We start from the raw sequence: 22568 nt of genomic DNA, 5'->3' as shown, positions 1-22568 counted from the left end.
ATATATGACATTAATATCTATAATTCTTCCTGTCTATAACGGGGAAAAAACAATAAAAGAAACTATCCAATCAATCTTACATCAAAGTTTTATTGATTGGGAATTAATCGTAATTAATGATGGATCTCAAGATACTACGTTAGATATTATTAATGAGTTTGCTGATCACCGTTTACACGTATATTCTTTTTACAATGCTGGTCTAGCTATTAGCCGGAACCGTGGTATCATAAAATCCAAGGGTGATTATATTGCTTTTCTTGATGCTGATGACCTTTGGACTCCTGATAAACTAGCTTGTCAGTTCAAGGCTTTACAAGAAAACCCTCAAGCATCTGTAGCTTATAGTTGGTGTAATCATATTGATGAATCAAGCCATTTTTTACGCAATGGTAGTCGCATTAGCGCCAATGGTGATGTCTACGCTAAACTTTTGGTAGGAAATTTTTTAGAAAATGGTTCTAATCCTTTAATTCGTAGGCAAGCCTTGCTTTCAGTAGGTGAATTTGAACCATCGCTTAATCCTGCTGAAGATTGGGATTTATGGTTACGTTTAGCAAGTAGTTATCATTTTGTACTTGTCCCCTTTCCCCATGTTTTATACAGAGTTACTTCTAATTCTATGTCTTCTAATATAGTAAAAATGGAAGCAGCTTCCTTAAAAATTATTGAAAAAGCGTTTAATCATGCCCCTCAATCTTTACAGAGTTTAAAAAATTATAGTATTGGCAATTTATATAAATATTTAATTTACAAACTTTTGGAAAGCTCATCACCAGATAAATTCTTAAATTTATCTATCAAATTTTTGTGTATGATTGCCAAATATGATGTATCTATAATCAGAACAAAAGCTTTTATTAAACTATTATTTAAGATAATAGTTATTAACTTAATGGCTCAGAATAATTATTTTCAGTTTTTAGAGACAACAAAAAATAATTTAAATACTAGCACTATATTAGCATATGTTAAGTATGGCGAAATATAGTCTAAATGCCTTTTTTAGATTCGTAAGATAATAATTATGTTTTAAATTATTAAAAACAACACGTATGTCATTAGTATCTGTAATCATACCTGTGTTCAATGGTGAAAAGACAATCAGAAAAACTTTAGATTCAATTTTATCACAAACCCTGAAAGATTTGGAAATAATAGTCATTAACGATGGCTCAAGTGATTCCACAGAGGAAATTGTCAAAAATATCTCTGATGAACGTTTACAAATATTTTCTTATCCAAACGCAGGATTGCCTGCTAGTCGAAATCGTGGTGTATCACACGCCAATAGTGAGTTTATCTCTTTTATAGATGCTGATGACATTTGGACACAAAATAAACTAGAAAGTCAACTAAAAAGTATACTTGCTTCTGAGAGTGCTGCTGTATCATATAGTTGGACAGATTATATTGATGAAAACGGTAAAATAGTAAAATCAGGTAGACGAGTTACAAATGTTGGTGATGTTTATAGTAAATTACTGATATCTAATTTTTTAGAAAACGGTTCCAATCCTTTAATTCGTCGATCAGCTTTAGCAACTGTTGGTGGTTTTGATGAATCACTTACTGCGGCTGAAGATTGGGATATGTGGTTGCGGTTAGCTGCTCATTACGATTTTGTAATTGTTCCAGAAGTTCAGATATTATATCGAATATCATTGAACTCTATGTCTACAAATCTTAAAAGGCAAGAATCAGCGTCATTAATTGTGATTGAGCGTGCTTTTTCTGAACCAAAAGCTTTAGCATTGCAACATTTAAAAAAACGTAGTCTTGCTTATTTGTATCGATATTTAACTTTTAAAGCCTTGGAAGCAAATCCAGCACAACAGAATAGTTATTTAGCACTTAAATTTCTCTGGAAATGTATCATTCATGATCCATCTTTTATCAAACAAATAAAACTTTTATCAATAGCACTAGTCAAGATTTATTTTTCTCACATTTATTACTATTTAATCCAATTTAAAAATAAAATATAAAATTATCATGTCTTATATAAGAAAATAAAATATTCCTGAATAAAAAAATAAGAAAATTTACTTAGTAGGGAAATCCGAATCTTGGCTTGGGGGCAAACAATCCCGCAAGCGAGGAGCGATCGCCTAAACTATGTCTTTAAAATCCTAATTGGTATAATTCCCTCTCGTACTGACCCATCTAACCCCTGAATGCAGAGGGTTAGTGTTTATCGGCGGAAAACATAGATTTCAAGACTAACATCGAAAATTACCATCATGCTAGAACAAGGCACTATCACTATTCATACTGAGAATATTTTCCCAATCATCAAGAAATCTCTGTACTCAGATCATCAAATTTTCTTGCGGGAACTTGTATCTAACGCTGTAGACGCAATTCAAAAGATGAAGATGGTATCCCGTGCTGGCGAATATGCGGGAGAAGTCGAGGAACCAGAAATTCAAATTGCCATCGATAAAGACAACAAAACCCTGTCTATTAGCGATAACGGCATTGGCATGACTGCTGAAGAAGTAAAGAAATACATCAATCAGGTAGCTTTCTCCAGTGCCGAAGAATTTATTCACAAATATCAAGGCAAAGCAGACCAACCAATTATCGGTCATTTTGGTTTAGGTTTCTACTCCTCCTTCATGGTGGCGCAGAAGGTAGAAATTGATACCCTTTCCTACAAAGAAGGGGCGCAAGCGGTTCACTGGAGTTGTGATGGTTCACCAGAATTTACTCTGGATGAGTCAACCCGCACAACTCGCGGTACTACAATAACTCTGACTCTCTTACCCGATGAGGAAGAATATTTAGAGCCAGCGCGGATTAAAAATCTTGTCAAAACTTACTGCGACTTCATGCCAGTTGTCATCAAACTAGATGGTGAAGTATTAAACCAGCAAAAAGCACCTTGGCGCGAGTCTCCCAGTAACCTGACAAAAGAAGATTACCTAGAGTTTTACCGTTATTTGTATCCTTTCCAAGAAGAACCTTTACTTTGGGTGCATTTAAATACCGACTATCCCTTTATTATCAATGGGATTCTCTACTTTCCCAAAATGCGCCCCGATGTAGATGTAACGAAAGGGCAAATCAAATTATTCTGCAACCAAGTTTTTGTTAGCGATAACTGCGATGAAATTATTCCTCAATTTCTGATGCCGATGCGGGGGGTAATTGATAGTACGGATATTCCCCTCAATGTATCCCGTAGTGCCTTACAAGGCGATCGCACCGTCCGCAAAATCGGCGATTATATAGCTAAGAAAGTTGGCGATAGACTCAAAGAATTATACCGCGAAGACCGGGAACAATACATTACTGCTTGGAAAGACCTAGGCACTTTTGTTAAGTTCGGTGTTCTCAACGACGAAAAATTTAAAAAACAAGTCGAAGACATCATCATTTTCCGCAGCACTGTCCAGAATCCAGGGAATAGGGAATCGGGTGTAGGGAGTAGCGAAACTCCTTCAGTACAAGTGCAATCTAGTGAAGATGATGTCTGGCAAGATGTCACGTCTTCCCCCGACTCCTCAGCCTCCACTTCTCATTTCCCATACACAACGCTCAAAGAATACTTAGAACGCAACAAAGAACGCCACGAAAACCGCGTCTTATACAGCACCGATGAAGCTAGCCAAGCCACTTATATAGAACTGCACAAAAACCAAGGCTTGGAAGTTCTATTTATGGACTCCTTTATCGACACCCACTTTATTAACTTCCTGGAACGCGAATATCAGGATGTCAAATTCACACGGGTAGACTCTGACTTAGATAATACCCTGCTCGATCAAGACAAAGCCGGAGAAATTGTTGACCCCACAACCAATAAAACTAAAAGTGAGGTTGTGAAAGAGTTATTTGAGAAAGCCCTCAACAAACCCAAAGTCAACATCCGCACCGAGGCGTTAAAATCAGATGATCCCCAAGGTACACCACCTGCAATGGTTCTGTTACCAGAAATCTTGCGCCGCCTGCGGGAAATGAACGCCATGATGCAGCAGCAAAATGCAGAGTTTCCCGAAGATCACATCTTACTGGTAAACACTGCCCATCCCCTCATCCAAAACCTCACCAGTCTCAATCAAGGTACCATCATTCAAGGTGATGGACAGTCAACGACAAATCCCTTGGTGAACTTAATTTGTCAACACGTCTATGATTTGGCACTGATGTCTCAAAAAGGATTTGACGCTGAAGGGATGAAGTCCTTTGTTGAGCGTTCCAATGAAGTGCTGACTAAACTCACAGAACAAGCCAGCAAATAAAAGTTTGTAGTAAGAACTTTAGTCCTTAACGTTCTCAGGACTAAAGTCCTTACTACAAACATACCAGTCTATTTTTTAAAAAAATACAAAACATTCCAGCAACTCTCACCCCAATATTCGCGCTAGAGCTTCTAAAATAGAAAGGTTGTACAGAAATTCCAAATCAGGAGATACTTAACTATGTCTCGCCGTTGTGAACTCACTGGTAAAAAAGCAAATAACGCCTTTGCAATTTCTCACTCTCATCGTCGTACCAAGCGCCTTCAGCAAGTCAATCTCCAAAGCAAGCGTGTTTGGTGGCCAGGTGGAAACCGTTGGGTAAAGCTGAAACTGTCTACCAAAGCCATCAAAACCCTAGAGAAGAGAGGGATAGAAGCAATGGCGAAAGAAGCTGGTCTTAATCTAAATCATTACTAATACCAGGTTGCCAAAGTTGTGAGGTTAATATCCCTCACAAGCTCCTCTTTTATTAATAAATTGGTAGTTAAATACTTCAAAAGGCACTATCACCAATCAAAGTGGTTACAATTGTTAAACAGAAGTATTCACTGCCAAAATTAATCACTGGTCATTTACCTAAACACAAGAATAATCACTCTGCCACCTCTCCATTATGGGGAGGTTTTTGATTTTAAAGGTTCTTTATATATAGCAGGTGACAGGTGACAGGTTTAAAAGCCTCTGATGGTAATGGTTTTATGATTTCCTGATGTCCTAATCTCATTGGCTACAGCTATAAGTTGTTATCAAATTGATATGTTTTCTTGAGCAGATGGGTAATATAAGTTTAATCTGTTATGAATATCTTCATAAAATCTTTGTCTAATGAAATAAACTTCTGACAAGTTAATGTGAATTAACGGTGTTGTTTACTTGAATTGATACTAATTCAAGTAATTCAGTAAAATCAGTATTTTCCGAATAAGATAAACAACTTATTCAATGATATAACTTGAACACATCGTAATATTTTGTGTTGCTACTGAGTTTAGTGTTGCTAACACAGGGTGATTATTTACAGAAGTTTTAAGTTTCATCATGACTGATCAATTAAATTACGTAACAGTCATGATTATTCAATCTTAAAAGCATTTTCCAATTCTTTGTAAAACACTTCACAGGAAAGTAGCTATGTCGCCCAAACACCAGCTATTCAAAGCAAGAAGACAACTGTTTAAAAAGATAAAACTGCTGAGTAAGCAGTCTTTTTCTGCAATTAAAAAGCCTATTATTTGGCTGCTGCGGAATTTGTTTGTAACTAAAAAACGGCGAAGTTCTGCAAATGCTGGTTTCGTTTTGCCGACAGTAGTAATGGTTGCTCTAGTAGTAGTTTTACTGACTACAGCTATTTTATTTCGCTCTTTTGAGCGTTCTAAAAATGCTAGTAATGTCAGAGTAAATGAGACTGTGCTTAGAGCAGCAGCACCAGCCCTTGATCGTGCAAAAGCAAAATTAGACAAGCTATTTCAAGACCCTAGATTACCACGTTCAACACCTTCAGATTTTTCGTTGACTCAGGTTATTAATGACAATATTAACGAATTTACCCTTGGTGATGAGACTCAGTTGAAATTGGTTAAGGAATTCAATAGTACAAGTGGTATTCAAGACGAAGAAACTCTCTACTCAGCTTGGAAATATCCTATTGATACTGATAATGATGGTAAGTTTGATAGTTTTACTTTATATGGAATTTATTTTAGGACTCCTAGCACAACCAGAGCTAGAAGTCAGCTAGAAGCAAGAGCGCAGCCGATGGATGAAGGTCTTTCTGGTGGTCGATGCTCAAGTAATGTAGCTACTAGTGCTGATTTGGTAGGTAGCCAAGGTTGGTATAAAGTTGGTGGTAAGTTGAAAAGAAGTATTTTTGTCTACACCACCAACGTACCTATTACAGATATTACAGGGCTAGATAATACCCAATATGAAACTTTTACAGGAAATAAAGGCTTTGTATCTTTAGAGTATCAACAAGATCGGGAACGGATTCCACTGACTAATAATGCGGTCATTTATGAAAACGATCTGGAAATTTCACCTGGAGGTGGGATTAGGATCAATGGACGTGTTTTTACTAATGGTAATTTGCTAACTAGAAATACAGTTAACTTTTATCAAGTTAGCAGTCCCTATTCTTGCTATTACACTGAGGAAAACAGCAAAATTCTTGTTGCTGGCAATGTGGTTAATACCCGAATCAGTGAAACTACGAATACATCTAATTCTACTAGCGTAGTAGTAGATTTCTATAAAGATGCTAGACCTTACTCTCCCACAACTGCCACAACTGGTAGTGACCCCAACACAGCTGCTAACATCAACAACACTAATAAGACGGTACCGAGTAGTGTTTATGGAAACCAAGCAGGTTTTAATGATGCAGCCCATACTCAACGAATTAACCGCTTAGTAGAGGCTGCTAATAGTATAGCTACGACATCGCTGCCTACAGAAGTTCAAGATGGAATCACCTCTGCTCAACAAGCTGATCCTACACTCTCAAGCAGTGATGCTAAAACACAGCAGCTAACGATTTACTTCAAGAAGCGAACACGGCGTGTTCCCTACACAGAAGTAGGTGTTGGTGTCAATGCACTAGTTAGAATTGGAACTGGAGCTTATGACTACACATCAACTAGTGCGCTTAGTCCGCTTGAAGGAAGTGGTGATTCTCTAAGACCTATAGATAGATGGGTTTTCCCCTTTGATCCCAGCAATGGAACAACTGAGACTGGTGGTTATGCAGGGATAGGAGTTTATGAGCAAAGTACCGCTAATAAGATTAATCTACCAGCCACAGATCCAGCAGTTTTGAGAAGCTTGACTACGCGACAAGAACAAAGAATTGGCGATCGCATTTTAGTAGGCAACAACCTACCACAATATTGGTACGACAGTAGCAGTAGCAAATTTGTCAGTTCAGAAAAAGGACAAAATATTTCTACTAAGCAATGGGATAACAATACTACTACTCGTCAGCGATTCACCCAAGCTAACTTATTAGATGATTTGGGCGTTACAGAACGGGATGGCTTCTGGGAAAAGGCGGCTGCTCAAAAACCAACAGGACCTCTGGATGTAGTCGGGGGTTTGCGTGTCGTCACGGGTGCGGGAATTTATTTACCTGATAATCGTACTCCCGCCAGCACTGAAGCAGAATTTGATGCTGATCTTCTGGTTACAGATAAAGTCTGGCCTGATAGTATGCCAATGGGCGTTACTAGCACTAGCAATGGCTTGCCTAAAGCTGAAACACCCTATCTAAAAATGCGAGCTACGGCAGTTTATCACTATCAAGATTCATCTTACGATCCCAAGAATCCAAGTAGTTATCAAGCTCCCATAGCCTGTGTTGCCACTTACTACGACCCCACCAACAGCACCACAGCCAAAAATAAGGAAGGGTTGCCAGATTTTCCACAATTTCCCGCGTCTGGTAGAGATTTAACAGGGTTGTCCAACATTCCTACAGGTAGTGGCGGTAATTCTCACAATGGTGTTGTATACTCAGCTTCTTCATTAGCAACAACTGATTACACAGCAGTGTTGGACTACCAAGCAGAGTTGAAATATCCTAACGGACGTTGGGTAAATAAGCCACTTAAGGATGCTTTAGCTAATACTGGAAACCTTAGCCTTTCCCAAAAATCGGCTATTGATTCTGCAATGTGTGCCTTAAAAATTTTGGATGGTACTATTGGTAGCCCTGTTGATACCAACATTCCGCATGGTGCCATCATAGAAACCTCACTTCTTGATGCCAGACAGATAAAGGCAATTGATAAGCCGTACTCTTCAAGTGCTACAAAGTACGATTTGGATATAGAGTTACGCCAACCTTTAGAAATTCGTACTACTACCTTAAATTTGGATTTATTGCGAAGAAAATCTAAGACTGGTGGAGAGTTTTTATTCCCCAATAGTGGGATTATTTATGCTACCCGTGATGATGCTCTACCAGATGCCAGCAGTGTTAGTAACCCCAACTCTGCTACCAGTGCAGATATAGATTTAAGTTCCAAAGACTTTAAGCTAGATCCTACTCGCCGACCTAATGGCATTATGTTGATTAATGGTAGTAACTTAAGTCGTGCTTCAACCTATAAAGCAGAGGAAAAAGGCTTAATCTTAGCTACCAATCTGCCTGTATATATGAGAGGTAACTTCAATCAACATACTCAGCAAGAATTCCTGGAAAATCTAACCAGCAATTGGAGTAACTTTTACACCCGTGGTAGTACCACTGCTAGTGGACTCAATCCCAACTTTGCTTGCCGTAACGGTCAGTTTTCCACTTGTACCACTGGTGAATCATGGCGACCCGCAACAGTGCTTGCTGATTCTATTACCGTGCTGTCTGGTAATTTCCAATTAGGGTGGCGTAATGATGGTGACTATGACCTGAATGATAATTACGGTAATTATCCTGTAGGTTTTGACTTCAATGGCGATGGCAATATTGATCCAGGGACAGCAGTAACGCTGGATGAAACAGCGATTCAATTTGATGTCAATCTCAATCAGACGAGTGATACAGGAGTTACCCAATTAAATGAAACAGTCCTGAAAGCTGATATTAATGGTGATGGTGATATGGCTGACACTGCTGTCAGTATTAATGAAAGCAACATCACCGCAACAGTAGCAGCAAGGTTAAGCGGTTTTTGGGATAACAACTTTGTCACCAGTCGTAACTTTACAGATAGTACCTACGCCTCAACATCTAGCACTCCAGGAAGCCTCTCATCTAGTTCTTATTCTTCTTACTTCAACAACTTTGTTACACCAGTTCAACGTCGTGTGACATTTTCTGAGTACGTCATGGAAATCTGCCCGAAACGAACAATCACAGCTTGTGAACCTGATGATTGGGTGGTTGGTTATGACGGTGACAAAACAATCAAGGCAAATCAATTAGTTGGTATTGCGTCATTTGATAAAACCAAACTCTGGGCAGGTACTACACAAAGGCCTGCGACAGATTCTAGTGATCCGTTGATCCAACTTTACCCAAGACGAGTTGCATTTTTGAGATACAGTAGTGCGAATCTTCCCGTTGCAAATGTTGTCAGAAAAGATGGTACTGCTCTAACAAATGTTCCATCTAGTCCCATAGATAACAAATTAGTATTAGATAACGACAAAACACCAGTACCTCTGGGTATAGTTAGTGGATCTGTCAAGTATCTGCCTTTCACTAATACCCTCACAATTAACAGCGTTGATTATACTAAATTTGATTCCTCAACTAACAAGCCCGACACGCCAGGTAACACTCTTTGGTTTAGAACCGACAAGACAGGCGTATCTGGTGTTAGTAACTATGCGGCTAACTATCCACTGTTCATTTTAAATCGCACTAGCCTAACTGGAAGTAGAGCTACAGCACAACCTCTTCTAGTACCAGTATTACAAATTCAGTTTCCGTTTAAAACGCCAGAAGACACAGCTACTCTCACTGAAAATCAGAACGGTGATAGAGTCATTAGTAATGGTGACTGGTTTCAACGCGCTACAGCTACCGAAACAAATGTTGTATTCGCTCAAGGAGATACTCCCAGTCGCCCACCAACTCCAGGAGCAACATCAGGTACTTTTTCTGATACTGGTGAACTTGGCGGTGGTTTGGAAAACTTTATCCGTTTCTTAGAAAATTGGTCAGGGAGAGATTTAACAGCGCGTGGCTCGTTTATTCAGTTTAAACGGAGTTCCTATGCCACAGCACCTTGGCAAAATTTAATTGCTAACTTTAATACTGACAATCTGGGCTACAGCACTTCAGGAACAATTTTTGGCTACCCACAAGGTTATCGAGTCAATTCAAATAACGTTAGTGGGCAAAACCGAGGTCGTTCACCCTTTTACATCACACCTAACCGGGCTTGGGGTTATGATGTCGCCTTGTTGACTCAGTTACCTGACTTATTCTCTCAACGCTTTACAGCACCAGCAACCAATGCTCCCAATGAGTTCTATAGGGAAGTGCCACGAGATGACAATTGGGTGAAAACTTTGTTATGCGCTGCTCAAGTTAGCACTACTGGCGGTTATGACAACGCAGCTAGCCAATATAATGTTGCAGCTGTTCCGGCTAATACTACCACTGGTACCCCTGCTATTCCAGCAATTAACTATAAATATGCTATTAGCTCAGATCAACGTCCTAGTTGCCCATGATATTACCTACCTCAACTGCTGAATTATGATTCATCACACACCGCAACCAGCATCTTTATCTACAGAATCAGGATTCACCATCATTGAGTCATTGGTAGCTCTTTTAGTTGCCGCTATTTTACTAGCAGCAGTTTCACCTGTGATTGTCATCTCAGTGGCGACACGAGTACAAGCAAAACGAATTGAGAGAGCTAGTGATGCTGCTAGAAGCTACATTGATGGGGTTCGTTCTGGAACAATTGCTGCTCCTGATTCCCCCATTACAGACGGCACAGCCTTAGCAGATTACCCTGCACCTACAGTGGGAATTCTAACCTGCACAGCCAATAGTTACTGTTCTGTACCTGCAACTAATTTGTACTGTGTCTCTGTTGATGGAGCTAACTGTACCACCTCTAGTACCAACAACTATGTGATTCAAGCAATTCGCTATAACCAAGCCACCGAGACTACCGGGGGAAGCACAACCAATATTACTGACTCCACAAAAGGCTATCAGTTAGGCATACGTGTTTACAGATCAGATGGGTTTTCTAGTGCTGGTGGCGTTTTGAAAAAAGCACCGAATAAACAAACAACCTTTACCGGTGGAATAGGCGATCGTAAAACACCCTTAATAGAAATTACTACAGAAATCACAAAAGGAACAACATTCAGTGATTTGTGTACCCGGCTCAAAAATACTAGCAATACAGCTTCTACTTGTAGCTAGCAGCTAAATATCTACAACTTCCAGGAGAAAATGTAGCATTATGAAACTGTTAACTTGGCTTTTAAGTCATCAGCTAAAAATCTCTAAGGTAAAGCAAAAAACAGGTGGATTTACTTTAATTGAATTATTGGTAGGTCTACTTTTAGCTTTTCTTGTAATCACACCTTTAATGGGATTTATGATCAGTATTATGGAAAATGATCGCAAGGAACAAGCTAAGACAAATACAGAGCAAGAAATCAAAGCAGCACTGGACTATATCTCCAGGGATTTGCAGCAGGCAGTATACATATATGATTCTGAAGGTATAGCTGAGATTAGAGATCAATTACCCAAATCAGATAATAAAACACAGTTTTTTCCCGTTTTAGTATTTTGGAAACGACAGTATATTTCAGGTGGACTAGCTGTGAAAAGTGGAGCTACTACCGTCGGCAATGATGATACTTTCGTCTATTCTTTAGTAGCTTATTATATAATTAATGATGGGGACTCTACTTGGTCTAAAGCAGCTAGGATTGGTAGATTTCAAATTAGTAATGGTTATGGCAGCACTGAAACTGAGATCAACAATACTAGGGATGCAGGATTTAAATTATTTAGTTTGCAAGATGAAGGCGACTTAAAAACAAAAATGAATAAATGGGTCAAGAATAGTAGTGAAGCATATACACAAGATATTTTACCCCTTGTTGATTATATTGATCAAACTACAACAGATACTACTACTAATCCCGCACCCACCTGCTCTACTGGGGATATGATTCCAAAATATTCTGGAAGTGGAGATAGTGTTGCTACAGGTAATGTGAAAACCCGTGGTTTCTATGTCTGTGTAGACTCAGATAAAACTGTAGCAGAAGTTCATTTACGTGGTAATGCCTTAGCCCGAATTCAAAGTAATAACATAAATTTTGATAAAGATAATACAAGCTTAAAAATGTATTTTCCTGACTTAACATCACGAGTAAGAGGGATTGGTTTCTTGTTTACTCAGTAATTAGAAATAATATATAAATTGTCTGAAAATTTTGACTGGTGTTTAAAACTCTCATTCCAACAAAGGTGAATCTGCAATGTATGCTATTGCGCTAGGTAAAATATCACATAGAATTTTTGTGAATTTTTTTATTTTGAAAGCGAATAATAATTCTAAATTTGAACAAAAAAATGATGGTTTTAGCCTAATTGAAGTTGTGGCAGTAGTATTAATGATTGGTGTTTTAGCAGCGATCGCAGCACCTAATTGGATAGCCTTAGTGAATAGACAAAGAGCCAGTAAAACTAACGATGTTGTTCTAGCTGCTATCCAAGAAGCTCAACAAGAAGCTAAACGCAACAAACTCAGTTACAGTGTGAGTTTTAGAAACAACAATAATATTCCACAAGTTGTTGTACATCCTAAAGGTTTAACACCCACTGACGACAACTGGAAGGTGAGAAGTCAAAATTTCGACATTGCATCAGGACAAATTGTAATTGGTACAAATCTCACAAGTAATAATCAGACTACTAGCACTACATCTGTTACTTATGGTTCAACAACCGCGCAAACAATAACCTTTGACTACACAGGTGCTTTAGATGTGTCAGTCAAAACAAAAACTGACGGATTAACATCGGTGCAACAAAACAAACTAGGTTATGATAGTACCACCAAACAGTATAAAGGCTTAATTGTCTCTGTTGCTGTGGCTAAACCTGGGAATCCAACTCAAGCAACTAACATCAAAAGATGCGTAGTTATCAAAACTCTCTTAGGTTCAATAAAAATTGCGAAAGATAGTGATTGCGGTTAAAAATATAGTCATAAAAATTTGAAAATAAATTTCAGTGAATTCACTGAATGCTATACAGATGAATATAATTAAAAATCGATATATCTAGAGGATTTACGCGACTGGCACATTTGTAGGGTGTGTCACCTGCGTAAGTCGTAATCTAGTTAGCTTTTGTTTTTGTAGATGATTATGTGTATTGATTTTACTGTAGCTATTCCAACTTATAACGGGGCAGAACGTTTGCCTGAACTACTGGAACGATTACGTGATCAAATTCATACTGAAAATTTCTTTTGGGAAATTATTGTTGTAGATAATAACAGCAGCGATGACACAGCAAAAGTTATTCAAAGTTATCAAGAAAATTGGTCATCTCCTTATCCTTTAAAATATTATTTTGAACCCCAACAGGGCGCAGCATACGCTAGAAAACGTGCTATTCAAGAAGCCAAAAGTGAATTAATAGGTTTTCTAGATGATGATAACTACCCTCACTTAAATTGGGTAATATCTGCTTATAATTTTGCTCATAAATATCCTCAAGCAGGTGCTTATGGTAGTCAGATACATCCTGATTGGGAAATAGAACCACCAGAAAATTTTCAACGTATTGCTGCATTTTTAGCAATTACAGAACGCGGTAATTTGCCTTTAAGGTATGAACCAGCTAAAAAATTGCTTCCTCCCTCTGCTGGTTTGGTTGTGCGTCGTCAAGCTTGGTTAGATAGCGTCCCAAACAATCCAATTTTAACTGGTAGAGTTACTGGTAATATGCTCACCAGTGAAGACTTAGAAATGTTATCTTATATTCAAAAATCTGGGTGGGAAGTTTGGTATAATCCAGAAATGGAAATATTGCACAAAATTCCGAGTTCACGATTAAATAAGGAGTATTTAATTCCGTTTTTTAGAGGTATTGGATTAAGCCGTTATGTGACTAGAATGTTAATCATAAATCCTTGGATTAAGCCATTTGCTCTATTAGCTTATATTCTCAATGATCTCAGAAAAATATCATTACATTTACTTAAATATAGATTCAAGATAAAGACAGATTTAGTAGCTGCTTGCGAAATGCAACTATTTTTAAGTAGTTTTATTAGCCCGTTTTATCTGTGGAGAAATGGGTATTTTGACAAATAAGTATGCAAACAATATATAATCCTTTGTCTATCTTAAGCGATTTTTATTTGTTTCAAAGAAATATCTAAAGATTATATTAGCAAATTTCGTGTTGCTATTATTTGGGGTGCATGGATAAATATTCAGTACGTTTTTGGCTTCTCAGCAATACCAAAAATTCCTGTACGCATAGTTCTATCAGTGGCTTTACACTGATAGAGCTTTTAGTAGTAGTTGTTGCCTTTGGTATATTAGCTGCCCTAGCACTACCTAGCTGGCAAGCTTTTGTAGAAACTCGCCGTCTTAACGATGCTCAAGACAAGGTTTTTTGGGCTATGCGCCAAGCCCAAAGCCAAGCCACTAAAGACAAAATAACCAATCAAGTCAGCTTGCGTGAAAACAACGGCATTGTGCAATGGACTGTTCATGCAGCAGATGCAGAAAATTTTATTCCTAATGCTGTTAAAAATAACGATCACATATGGCACAATCTGCATCCAAATATTCAGATTGATCAAGAAAAAAATAATAAGGATAAAAACGAAACTACTATTCCAAAACAATCTTCGCAGCAAGTTTGGCGAATTTTATTTAACTACCAAGGATGTCCCGTTTACAAAGTTGAAGATGAGTGTACTAAGACATCACTTAGAACCTTAAGCCAAGTAACTTTCTATAGTCAAAAGAGTTCTAAAGTTAAGCGTTGTGTTTATGTTTCTACGATTATAGGCGCACTAAGGAGGGGCAAAGAAAATCCTAAAGCTAACACAAATGGTAAGTATTGCTATTAATATATTTTTATTCAATTCCAACTAGGTACTTTATTCTGAAACCAATTAAAATTGCTCAACGGCACTTAATTATATTTACTCGCTATCCAGAACCGGGGAAGACGAAAACCCGACTGATACCAGCTTTGGGTAGTGTTGGTGCTGCGAACTTGCAAAAGCAGATGACAGAGTACACGCTATCTCAAGTTGGAGAATTGTCAAAGAACGTATCTATAGAAGTGAGATTTGCTGGTGGTAATCTGCAACTTATGCAACAGTGGTTAGGATATGACTTATTATATCAGTGTCAAGGGGAAGGGGACTTGGGTGTGAGAATGGTGCGATCGCTAGCTGATGCTTTCGATCACCATGCACAACAAGTAATTATAATTGGCACTGATTGTCCAGAAGCTAATGCTCAGATTCTCACTCAAGCTTCTGCACAACTGCAAGCTTTTGACTTGGTAATAGGCCCAGCGATTGACGGTGGCTACTACTTGATTGGGCTACGTCGCTTTATCCCGGAATTATTTTGTAACATTACTTGGGGAACTTCTCAGGTATTACAACAAACTATAGATATTGCCAATCAACTTAACATCTCGTATTTTTACTTACCAACTTTAGCTGATATTGACCGCCCAGAAGATTTACCGATTTGGCAACGGATTTTGGATACAGAAGTTAAGATGAGAAAGGCAAATTCCCAGTAGGCTACCCTTGTATCCTAGAATACGCTATTTTGCCGACGACACCCTGAATAACAAATGTTACTTTGGTGTAGCTTCAAACTCAAGGGCAAAAATTCTGTACTATGATGGCATACGTTTTTCAGTATGTACAGTCATACTTCGCATAACAAACAACGTTATGGAATATTCAAGTAACTGAAATTGGAAAATTACTTTGAATTGAGCAAAAGTTTGAGAAACTATGGTTAACCGTTCTAATTCTGTAAATGCCGCCCTCACCCTGAAAGTGGTGGGAATAATTTTAATTTTGTCCTTTTTGCTTGACTTTTTAGTTCTGTTGTTGCCCTTTCAACCAACAGATCGGTTATGGCAAATTAACCTAACAACAGCACTCGTAGACCGAGGTATTGTACCCTTGGTTGGTGTGGGAGCTTTGTTTACTGGTTATTGGATGCAAGATGCTAGTGAGGGCGGATCGAAAGGTTTTGACTTAAGATTTCCAGTTTTGGTGCTTTCTAGCATCTTAGGTTTAATGTTCTTACTGGTTTTTCCCTTGCACCTCAATAATGTCAGACAAGCAAGTGATCAAACAGTAAATCAAATTAACCAAGATGCAGAACAAGCAGAAAACCAACTGAAAAATCAGTTATCCCAATTTCAAGCCCAACTAAATAATGATCAAGGAAAAGCTCAGTTAGAACAATTACGCAATCAAGCTAAAGCTCAATTTACTGATCTGCTTCAAGATGAGCAGAAATATCAACAAGCACTAAGGAATCCCCAAATTCCAGCAGCCCAAAAAGAACTACTCAAAAAATTTAAAGCCAATCCCCAAGAGCTTGATCAGTTTATTGCCCAGCAAACAGATCCTCAAGGGCTAGCTAATCAACGATTGAACCAAATTCGTCAGCGTAAAGAAGATGCTGCTAAACAAGCTAAAGATAATGCTTGGAAATCTGGACTCCGGATTGGGATGAGCAGCCTACTATTATCTATCGGTTACATCATCATCGGTTGGACAGGATTAAGAGGTATGGGTGCTTTTCAAGGTGGTAAGCCTAAAGGTAAAGTTCCAGCACGTTAACTTTAATCATCACTAGGCAGTATAAAATATCAAACAATTTTTGACAGTTTATACTGCCTTTGACCGTGATTCATCCGATAATAAAAATATACTTAGCAGTTAGTAAAATCTCTATAAGACTGGGAAATGTTCTCAATTTACATATTGACTTATAACGAAGAATTAGATATCGCAGCTTGTATAGAGTCAGCGATGCTATCGGATGACATCATCGTTGTGGATTCATGTAGTAGCGATCGCACCGTAGAAATTGCCAGTCGCTATCCTGTGCGCGTTGTGCAGCACGCTTTTGAAAGCCACGGACGACAACGCACTTGGATGCTGGAGTCTATCCCCCCCAAACATGAGTGGGTATATATCCTGGAAGCCGATGAACGCATGACACCAGAATTGTTTGCTGAATGTGAACAAGCAAAGCAAAATCCAGATTACATCGGTTATTACGTTGCAGAACGTGTGATTTTTCTGAATCAATGGATTCGTCGCAGCACTCAATATCCCCGTTACCAACTGCGTCTGTTCCGTCATGGTAAAGTTTGGTTTACAGATTACGGCCATACTGAACGGGAAGTGTGTGACGGTGCTACCAGTTTCTTAAAGGAAACCTATCCCCACTATACTTGTAGCAAGGGTTTGAGCCGTTGGATTGAAAAACATAACCGTTATTCTACTGATGAAGCCAAAGAAACATTGTATCAATTAGAGCAAGGTAAAGTTAATTGGCGAGATTTGTTCTTTGGCCAGTCTGAAGTGGAACGGCGACGTGCTTTGAAAGATTTGTCTTTGCGTTTACCTGCTAGACCGTTTCTGCGTTTTTTGTATATGTATTTTCTCTTGGGCGGTTGTTTAGATGGACGCGCCGGCTTGGCTTGGTGTACATTACAGGCATTCTACGAATATTTGATTTTGCTGAAAGCTTGGGAGATGAAGTATATTCCTACTCCTAACCTAGATGCTCAAATCTCTCAAAGCCAGATTAAACCAACTTATGTCTCTTCGGAACCCTCAAAGGCGGATGTCATTAATTGATGTATCTTCTCTAGAAAATGCCATCCCAAGAGACAGTATCAATATGAAAAGCCTGCGATCGCAGGCTTTTTTGTATGGCTCCAAACTTTTAACTTTGTGTTACAGCTTCTTTCGCCAAGAACTTCTCTAGTTCTGTCAGCGCATCAGCATCGACTTTAGTTTGCATGGGACAGAACTTAGGCCCGCACATAGAACAGAACTCAGCAGTTTTGTAAATATCTGCTGGTAAAGTTTCATCGTGGTACTCTTTCGCTCTTTCGGGGTCGAGTGCTAATTCAAACTGACGATTCCAGTCGAAATTGTACCGGGCTTGAGAAAGTTCATCATCTCTGTCTCTTGCACCTGGGCGATGTCTGGCAATATCAGCAGCATGGGCAGCTATCTTGTAAGCAATTAAGCCGTTGCGGACATCTTCGGCGTTGGGTAGTCCTAAATGTTCTTTGGGTGTGACATAGCATAACATAGCTGTGCCGTACCAACCAGCCATTGCCGCCCCAATCGCAGAAGTGATGTGGTCATAACCAGGAGCAATGTCTGTGACTAATGGCCCCAGCACATAGAAGGGTGCTTCAGAACACTCTTCCATTTGCTTTTTGACATTGAACTCAATTTGATCCATTGGCACGTGTCCAGGCCCTTCTACCATCACCTGTACATCGTGTTCCCAAGCTTTGCGTGTGAGTTGACCGAGGGTTTTGAGTTCTGCTAATTGGGCTTCATCAGAAGCATCATGGGTACAGCCAGGGCGGAGAGAATCCCCTAAACTGAAAGAAACATCATACTGCTTGAAAATTTCGATAATGTCGCGGAAGTGGGTGTATAGGGGGTTTTGCTTGTGGTGATGCAGCATCCACCGCGCCAAAATACCGCCACCACGGGAAACAATCCCGGTAATGCGGTTTCTCACTAAGGGTAAATGCTCAATCAAAATGCCAGCGTGGATAGTTTGATAATCTACCCCTTGCTGGGCGTGTTTTTCGATGACATGGAGAAAATCTTCTGGTGTGAGGTTTTCAATTCTACCGTGGACGCTTTCTAAAGCTTGGTAGACCGGCACAGTACCAATGGGAACGGGTGAGGCGTTGATGATAGCGGTACGAATTTCATCTAAGTTACCGCCGCCTGTTGACAAGTCCATCACAGTATCAGCACCATACTTCACCGCTAGATTCAGCTTATCAACTTCTTCTTGCAGGTTGGAAGAGTTGGGTGAAGCGCCGATATTAGCATTTACCTTACATTTGGAGGCAATGCCAATACACATTGGTTCTAGGTTGGTATGATTAATGTTTGCAGGGATAATCATCCGTCCCCGTGCTACTTCCTCACGAATGAGGTCATCTGGCAGATTTTCTCTTTGGGCGACGTAGTGCATTTCTTCGGTGATGACACCCTGACGTGCGTAGTGCATTTGAGTTACATTGCTTTGCCCACGCCGTTTAGCAACCCATTCTTTCCGCATATGAAATTCCTCAATAAACAGCTTCCCTTCGCTGGTATTATCCAGACTCAGGTGTTAAGGGTGTGATCTCAGCCTGATGGTTTAGGCACCCCTAGCATGGATGTAGATTTTACCACTTTGCTCACGGTTGGGTGCAAGGTTGTTAACAATTCCTGATGGGGTGGGTGATGTGCTATGTCGGCATTTAACTCAAAGAAGAGGAAAAGAGAAGTTGGGCTTTACTGGCAAGGGCGATCGCTCTTTGTCTACAATTGGTCAGGGTCGATTCCTAATAACTAATGACTATTGACGATCGCTACATTATTTTTCACAAACCCTATGGTGTCTTGAGTCAGTTTACTCAGGAAACTCCCAAACATAGAACCCTCAAAGATTATATTGATGTGCCTGATGTGTATCCGGTGGGGCGGTTGGATTGGGATAGCGAAGGGTTATTGTTATTAACCAACGATGGCAGGTTACAGCATCGTCTGTCTCATCCACGCTTTGGACATGAACGGACTTACTGGGTACAAGTAGAGCGGATTCCTGATGCAGATGCTATCAACAAATTACAAACAGGGGTAGAGATTCAAGATTATCGCACGCGACCAGCAAAAGTGCGCTTATTGCCAGCAAATCCGCCTGTGTGCGATCGCGATCCGCCAATTAGATTTCGTAAAAATGTGCCTACAGGTTGGCTAGAATTGACCCTAACCGAAGGTAAGAATCGCCAAGTACGGCGCATGACTGCCGCAGTGGGGTTTCCGACTTTGCGCTTAATCAGGGTGAGTATTGCTCATTTATGCTTGGATGGTCTAGCTTTAGGTGAATGGCGTAACTTGACTGCTGCGGAAGTTAAGTTGATGAAAATGGGGAGTAGGGAGTAGGGAGTCGGGAATAGGGGTAGGGGAGCAGGGGAGCAGAGGAGCAGGGGAGCAGGGGAGCAGGGGAGCAGAGGAGGATGAGGAGGATGAGGGAGTGAGGGGAGATAAGGTAGAAAAGGTAGAATTTTTACCCAGTCCCCAATCCCCAGTCCCCAGTCCCCAGTCCCCAATCCCCAGTCCCCAATCCCCAGTCCCCAATCCCCAGTCCCCAATCCCCAATTTATCTTGCCGATGTCTGAAATATTTAGCGAATATGCGTCACAATTAATACTGCCACCAAAATTCACGGGTGAAACCACAATTTTTTGTAGGTCTACTGTAGGCAGAAGCGGCGGATTGTGGCACTTTGGATATTAGTGGCTAGAAGCACCTTGGAACGGGAATTAAGGAACTTCCACTATGCTGATTTGCCCTCAGTGTCAATTTGAAAACCCTAACGCTAACAAATTCTGTCAAAAATGTGGTGCTTCCTTGTCCCACAAAGTATGTCATCAATGCGGTACAGATGTACCTGTTGATGCTCTCAATTGTCATAACTGTGGCGCAGAATGTGGAACGGTATGGTGGGCGATTCTTGGGAAGGAGGGAACTGGGGATTGGGGACTGGGGACTGGAGACTGGGAACAGAGAAGCGGAGGGGAGACGATACCCCCTCACCCATCCCCTATTTCTACTGCTCCAGTTTCTAGTTCACAGTTTTCTGTGGGTTCATATTTAGACAAAGAGCAGCGTTATCAGTTGTTGGAAGAAATATCAGTCCAAAATGGTGAAGTGTGTACCAGGGTTTTGGATTGCCAACCGTATCAAATATCACCATTTGAGGCAATTTTAACCAATCAGCAACAGGGTCTACTCACGCCCTCTGTAGAAGCGAGTGGAATTCCTCATCTGGCTAAAGCTTACCTCGCTTTACAATCTGCCAATTACCCAGAAATACCACAGATTCATGATGCGTGGCTGGAGGGTGATTTGCAAGTATTACTGATAGAATACCGTTCTCATTGGCGGTCTTTACTGGATTTGTGGTCAGCAGAAACAACCAGTACGGTACAAATTTTACACTGGTGTTATCAAATGACCCAACTTTGGGCATTACTAGAACCACTGGGTTTTCATTACAGTTTGCTAGATTTGGCAAATTTACGATTGGATGAAGACCAAACGCTGGTGCTACAACGGTTGTACGTGCAGCTACCGGAGCGTGATTTGGCGATCGCACTCCAGGCAGATGAGAATGCAGAAACGCCGGCTAAACTTGAGCAGCCTTTGACTCTGACAGCATTAGGTCGAGTATGGCAGGCACTGTTTAGATCCTCCCAACGGACTCAATTTGGTTCGGTCGTGCAGATTTTGGATGATTTAGAACAGGGTAATATTCAGACCATTGCACAGTTGCGATCGCGCTTAGAAGCAGTAGCCACAGAACTAGAAATAACCACATCCCCTATTTTTGAACCAATGGAAGAAGAAAACACCTCTGCACCTACGGTTTTGCAAAGAGATGAGTCAGAAGATACTGCTGGTAAATCTGATGACTTACCAACAGTTGTACTGTCCGTACAGCTAAGTAGCTTAGAAGATGCTGGACAAACTGATGTCGGTCGGCAACGACAACATAATGAGGATTGTTTTGGCATTGAAACTAAAATTGAGAAGGTAGACTTGCCCAAACACCGCATCTTGCAAGCGCGAGGCTTATATATTCTCTGCGACGGTATGGGCGGACACGCTGGCGGTGAAGTAGCAAGCGAATTAGCAGTTAACACCCTACGGCAATACTTTCAGAAACACTGGACTACAAACCAACTGCCAACGGAAGATATTATCCGTGAGGGAGTTTATCTAGCTAATCAGACAATTTTTGAACAAAATCAACAAGATGCCCGTTCCGGGGTGGGACGGATGGGTACTACCTTGGTGATGGTGCTAATTCAAGGTAATCAAGCCGCAGTTGCTAATGTTGGTGATAGTCGCTGCTACCGCGTCACTCGTAAACGAGGTTTGGAGCAAATCACAGTAGATCATGAAGTTGGTCAACGAGAAATAGCCAGAGGTGTAGAACCTGATATAGCTTACGCGCGTCCTGATGCTTACCAACTCACCCAAGCCTTGGGGCCGCGTGATGAAACTGCCATTAACCCCGATGTAGAGTTTTTCGAGATCAATGAAGATAGTCTGTTCGTTCTAGTTTCCGATGGGTTATCAGATAATGATTTACTAGAAACCCACTGGCAGAACCACCTACTACCCTTCTTAAGTTCTGGTACTAGCTTGGAAGGAGGCATTACAGAATTAATTGAATTGGCCAACCAATACAATGGTCATGACAACATTACTGCTATACTCGTCCGGGCGAAAGTGCGTCCGAATGTGGGGAGTAGGGAGTAGGAGATGGGTACTGGGAAGATGTAGCTTGCTTCTCTTACGATGGCGTAAGCCTACCCGTAGGGTGGGAGATGAGGGAGATGTAGCTTGCTTCCCGTAGGGTGGGAGATGAGGGGCAGAGGGGCAGAGGAGCAGGGGAGCAGGGGAGCTGAAGAGAGTTATTATTCCTAGTCTCCAGTCCCCAGTCCCCAGTCCCCAGTCCCCAATCCCCAATCCCTAATCCCCAGTCCCCAATCCCCAA

General features: G+C 40.4%; 17 protein-coding genes and 1 riboswitch. Of the genes, 16 read left to right on the top strand and 1 reads right to left on the bottom strand.

Going from position 1 to position 22568, the window contains the following annotated elements:
* Positions 1–4 precede the first annotated feature (4 nt).
* The 13 genes from NOS7524_RS25395 to NOS7524_RS25335 all read left to right on the top strand — a co-directional run bounded on the left by NOS7524_RS25395 (position 5) and on the right by NOS7524_RS25335 (position 17614).
* On the top strand, positions 5–991 hold the full coding sequence (locus NOS7524_RS25395; RefSeq protein WP_015141344.1) for a glycosyltransferase: 987 nt from the start codon (positions 5–7) through the stop codon (positions 989–991).
* Positions 992–1055: 64 nt separating this feature from the next.
* Positions 1056–1988 (top strand): glycosyltransferase, encoded by a 933-nt coding sequence (locus NOS7524_RS25390; RefSeq protein ID WP_015141343.1) that lies wholly within the window; start codon positions 1056–1058, stop codon positions 1986–1988.
* Positions 1989–2243: 255 nt separating this feature from the next.
* Positions 2244–4247 carry a molecular chaperone HtpG gene (gene htpG, locus NOS7524_RS25385; RefSeq protein ID WP_015141342.1) on the top strand — a complete coding sequence of 668 codons (2004 nt, stop codon included), beginning with the start codon at positions 2244–2246 and terminating at the stop codon, positions 4245–4247.
* Positions 4248–4427: 180 nt separating this feature from the next.
* Complete coding sequence (gene rpmB / locus NOS7524_RS25380) at positions 4428–4664, top strand: 50S ribosomal protein L28 (protein ID WP_015141341.1); 237 nt, start codon at positions 4428–4430, stop codon at positions 4662–4664.
* A 714-nt stretch (positions 4665–5378) separates the two neighbouring features.
* Positions 5379–10424: a hormogonium polysaccharide biosynthesis protein HpsA gene (hpsA, locus tag NOS7524_RS25375; protein WP_015141340.1), complete on the top strand. Its 5046-nt coding sequence runs from the start codon at positions 5379–5381 to the stop codon at positions 10422–10424.
* 25 nt (positions 10425–10449) lie between these two features.
* Complete coding sequence (gene hpsB, locus NOS7524_RS25370) at positions 10450–11136, top strand: hormogonium polysaccharide secretion pseudopilin HpsB (protein WP_015141339.1); 687 nt, start codon at positions 10450–10452, stop codon at positions 11134–11136.
* Between the two features lie 40 nt (positions 11137–11176).
* On the top strand, positions 11177–12136 hold the full coding sequence (hpsC, locus tag NOS7524_RS25365; protein ID WP_015141338.1) for a hormogonium polysaccharide secretion pseudopilin HpsC: 960 nt from the start codon (positions 11177–11179) through the stop codon (positions 12134–12136).
* 76 nt (positions 12137–12212) lie between these two features.
* Entirely contained in the window at positions 12213–12935 is a 723-nt protein-coding gene (locus tag NOS7524_RS25360) for a pilus assembly FimT family protein (protein WP_015141337.1), read from the top strand.
* A 171-nt stretch (positions 12936–13106) separates the two neighbouring features.
* Positions 13107–14060, top strand: coding sequence for a hormogonium polysaccharide biosynthesis glycosyltransferase HpsE (gene hpsE / locus NOS7524_RS25355; RefSeq protein WP_015141336.1), 954 nt, complete (start codon positions 13107–13109; stop codon positions 14058–14060).
* Between the two features lie 110 nt (positions 14061–14170).
* The gene (locus tag NOS7524_RS25350) at positions 14171–14830 is read left to right on the top strand and encodes a pilus assembly FimT family protein (RefSeq protein ID WP_015141335.1); all 660 of its coding nucleotides are present in this window, start codon (positions 14171–14173) and stop codon (positions 14828–14830) included.
* A gap of 32 nt (positions 14831–14862) precedes the next feature.
* The gene (locus tag NOS7524_RS25345) at positions 14863–15522 is read left to right on the top strand and encodes a TIGR04282 family arsenosugar biosynthesis glycosyltransferase (RefSeq protein WP_041555956.1); all 660 of its coding nucleotides are present in this window, start codon (positions 14863–14865) and stop codon (positions 15520–15522) included.
* A gap of 220 nt (positions 15523–15742) precedes the next feature.
* A complete protein-coding gene (hpsJ-B, locus tag NOS7524_RS25340; protein WP_015141333.1) occupies positions 15743–16585 on the top strand; it encodes a hormogonium polysaccharide biosynthesis protein HpsJ in 843 nt (280 codons plus the stop codon).
* A 126-nt stretch (positions 16586–16711) separates the two neighbouring features.
* Positions 16712–17614 carry a glycosyltransferase family 2 protein gene (locus NOS7524_RS25335; RefSeq protein WP_015141332.1) on the top strand — a complete coding sequence of 301 codons (903 nt, stop codon included), beginning with the start codon at positions 16712–16714 and terminating at the stop codon, positions 17612–17614.
* Between the two features lie 88 nt (positions 17615–17702).
* Here the strand turns inward: NOS7524_RS25335 and thiC are convergent, their stop codons facing one another.
* Positions 17703–19076 carry a phosphomethylpyrimidine synthase gene (thiC, locus tag NOS7524_RS25330; RefSeq protein WP_015141331.1) on the bottom strand — a complete coding sequence of 458 codons (1374 nt, stop codon included), beginning with the start codon at positions 19074–19076 and terminating at the stop codon, positions 17703–17705.
* 6 nt (positions 19077–19082) lie between these two features.
* A riboswitch (TPP riboswitch) is annotated at positions 19083–19179 on the bottom strand.
* Positions 19180–19354: 175 nt separating this feature from the next.
* Here thiC and NOS7524_RS25325 point away from each other — a divergent pair.
* The 3 genes from NOS7524_RS25325 (at position 19355) to NOS7524_RS25320 (ending at position 22330) form a co-directional block, all read left to right on the top strand.
* Complete coding sequence (locus NOS7524_RS25325) at positions 19355–19945, top strand: rRNA large subunit pseudouridine synthase E (RefSeq protein WP_015141330.1); 591 nt, start codon at positions 19355–19357, stop codon at positions 19943–19945.
* Between the two features lie 91 nt (positions 19946–20036).
* Positions 20037–20210, top strand: a complete 174-nt coding sequence (locus NOS7524_RS30285) for a hypothetical protein (RefSeq protein WP_171815396.1) — start codon at positions 20037–20039, stop codon at positions 20208–20210.
* 131 nt (positions 20211–20341) lie between these two features.
* Positions 20342–22330, top strand: a complete 1989-nt coding sequence (locus NOS7524_RS25320; RefSeq protein ID WP_015141329.1) for a serine/threonine phosphatase — start codon at positions 20342–20344, stop codon at positions 22328–22330.
* The last annotated feature ends 238 nt before the right edge of the window (positions 22331–22568 follow it).

This window comes from Nostoc sp. PCC 7524, from assembly GCF_000316645.1.
Lineage (GTDB): Bacteria > Cyanobacteriota > Cyanobacteriia > Cyanobacteriales > Nostocaceae > Trichormus.
This window is presented reverse-complemented; position numbering and strand designations above follow the sequence as displayed.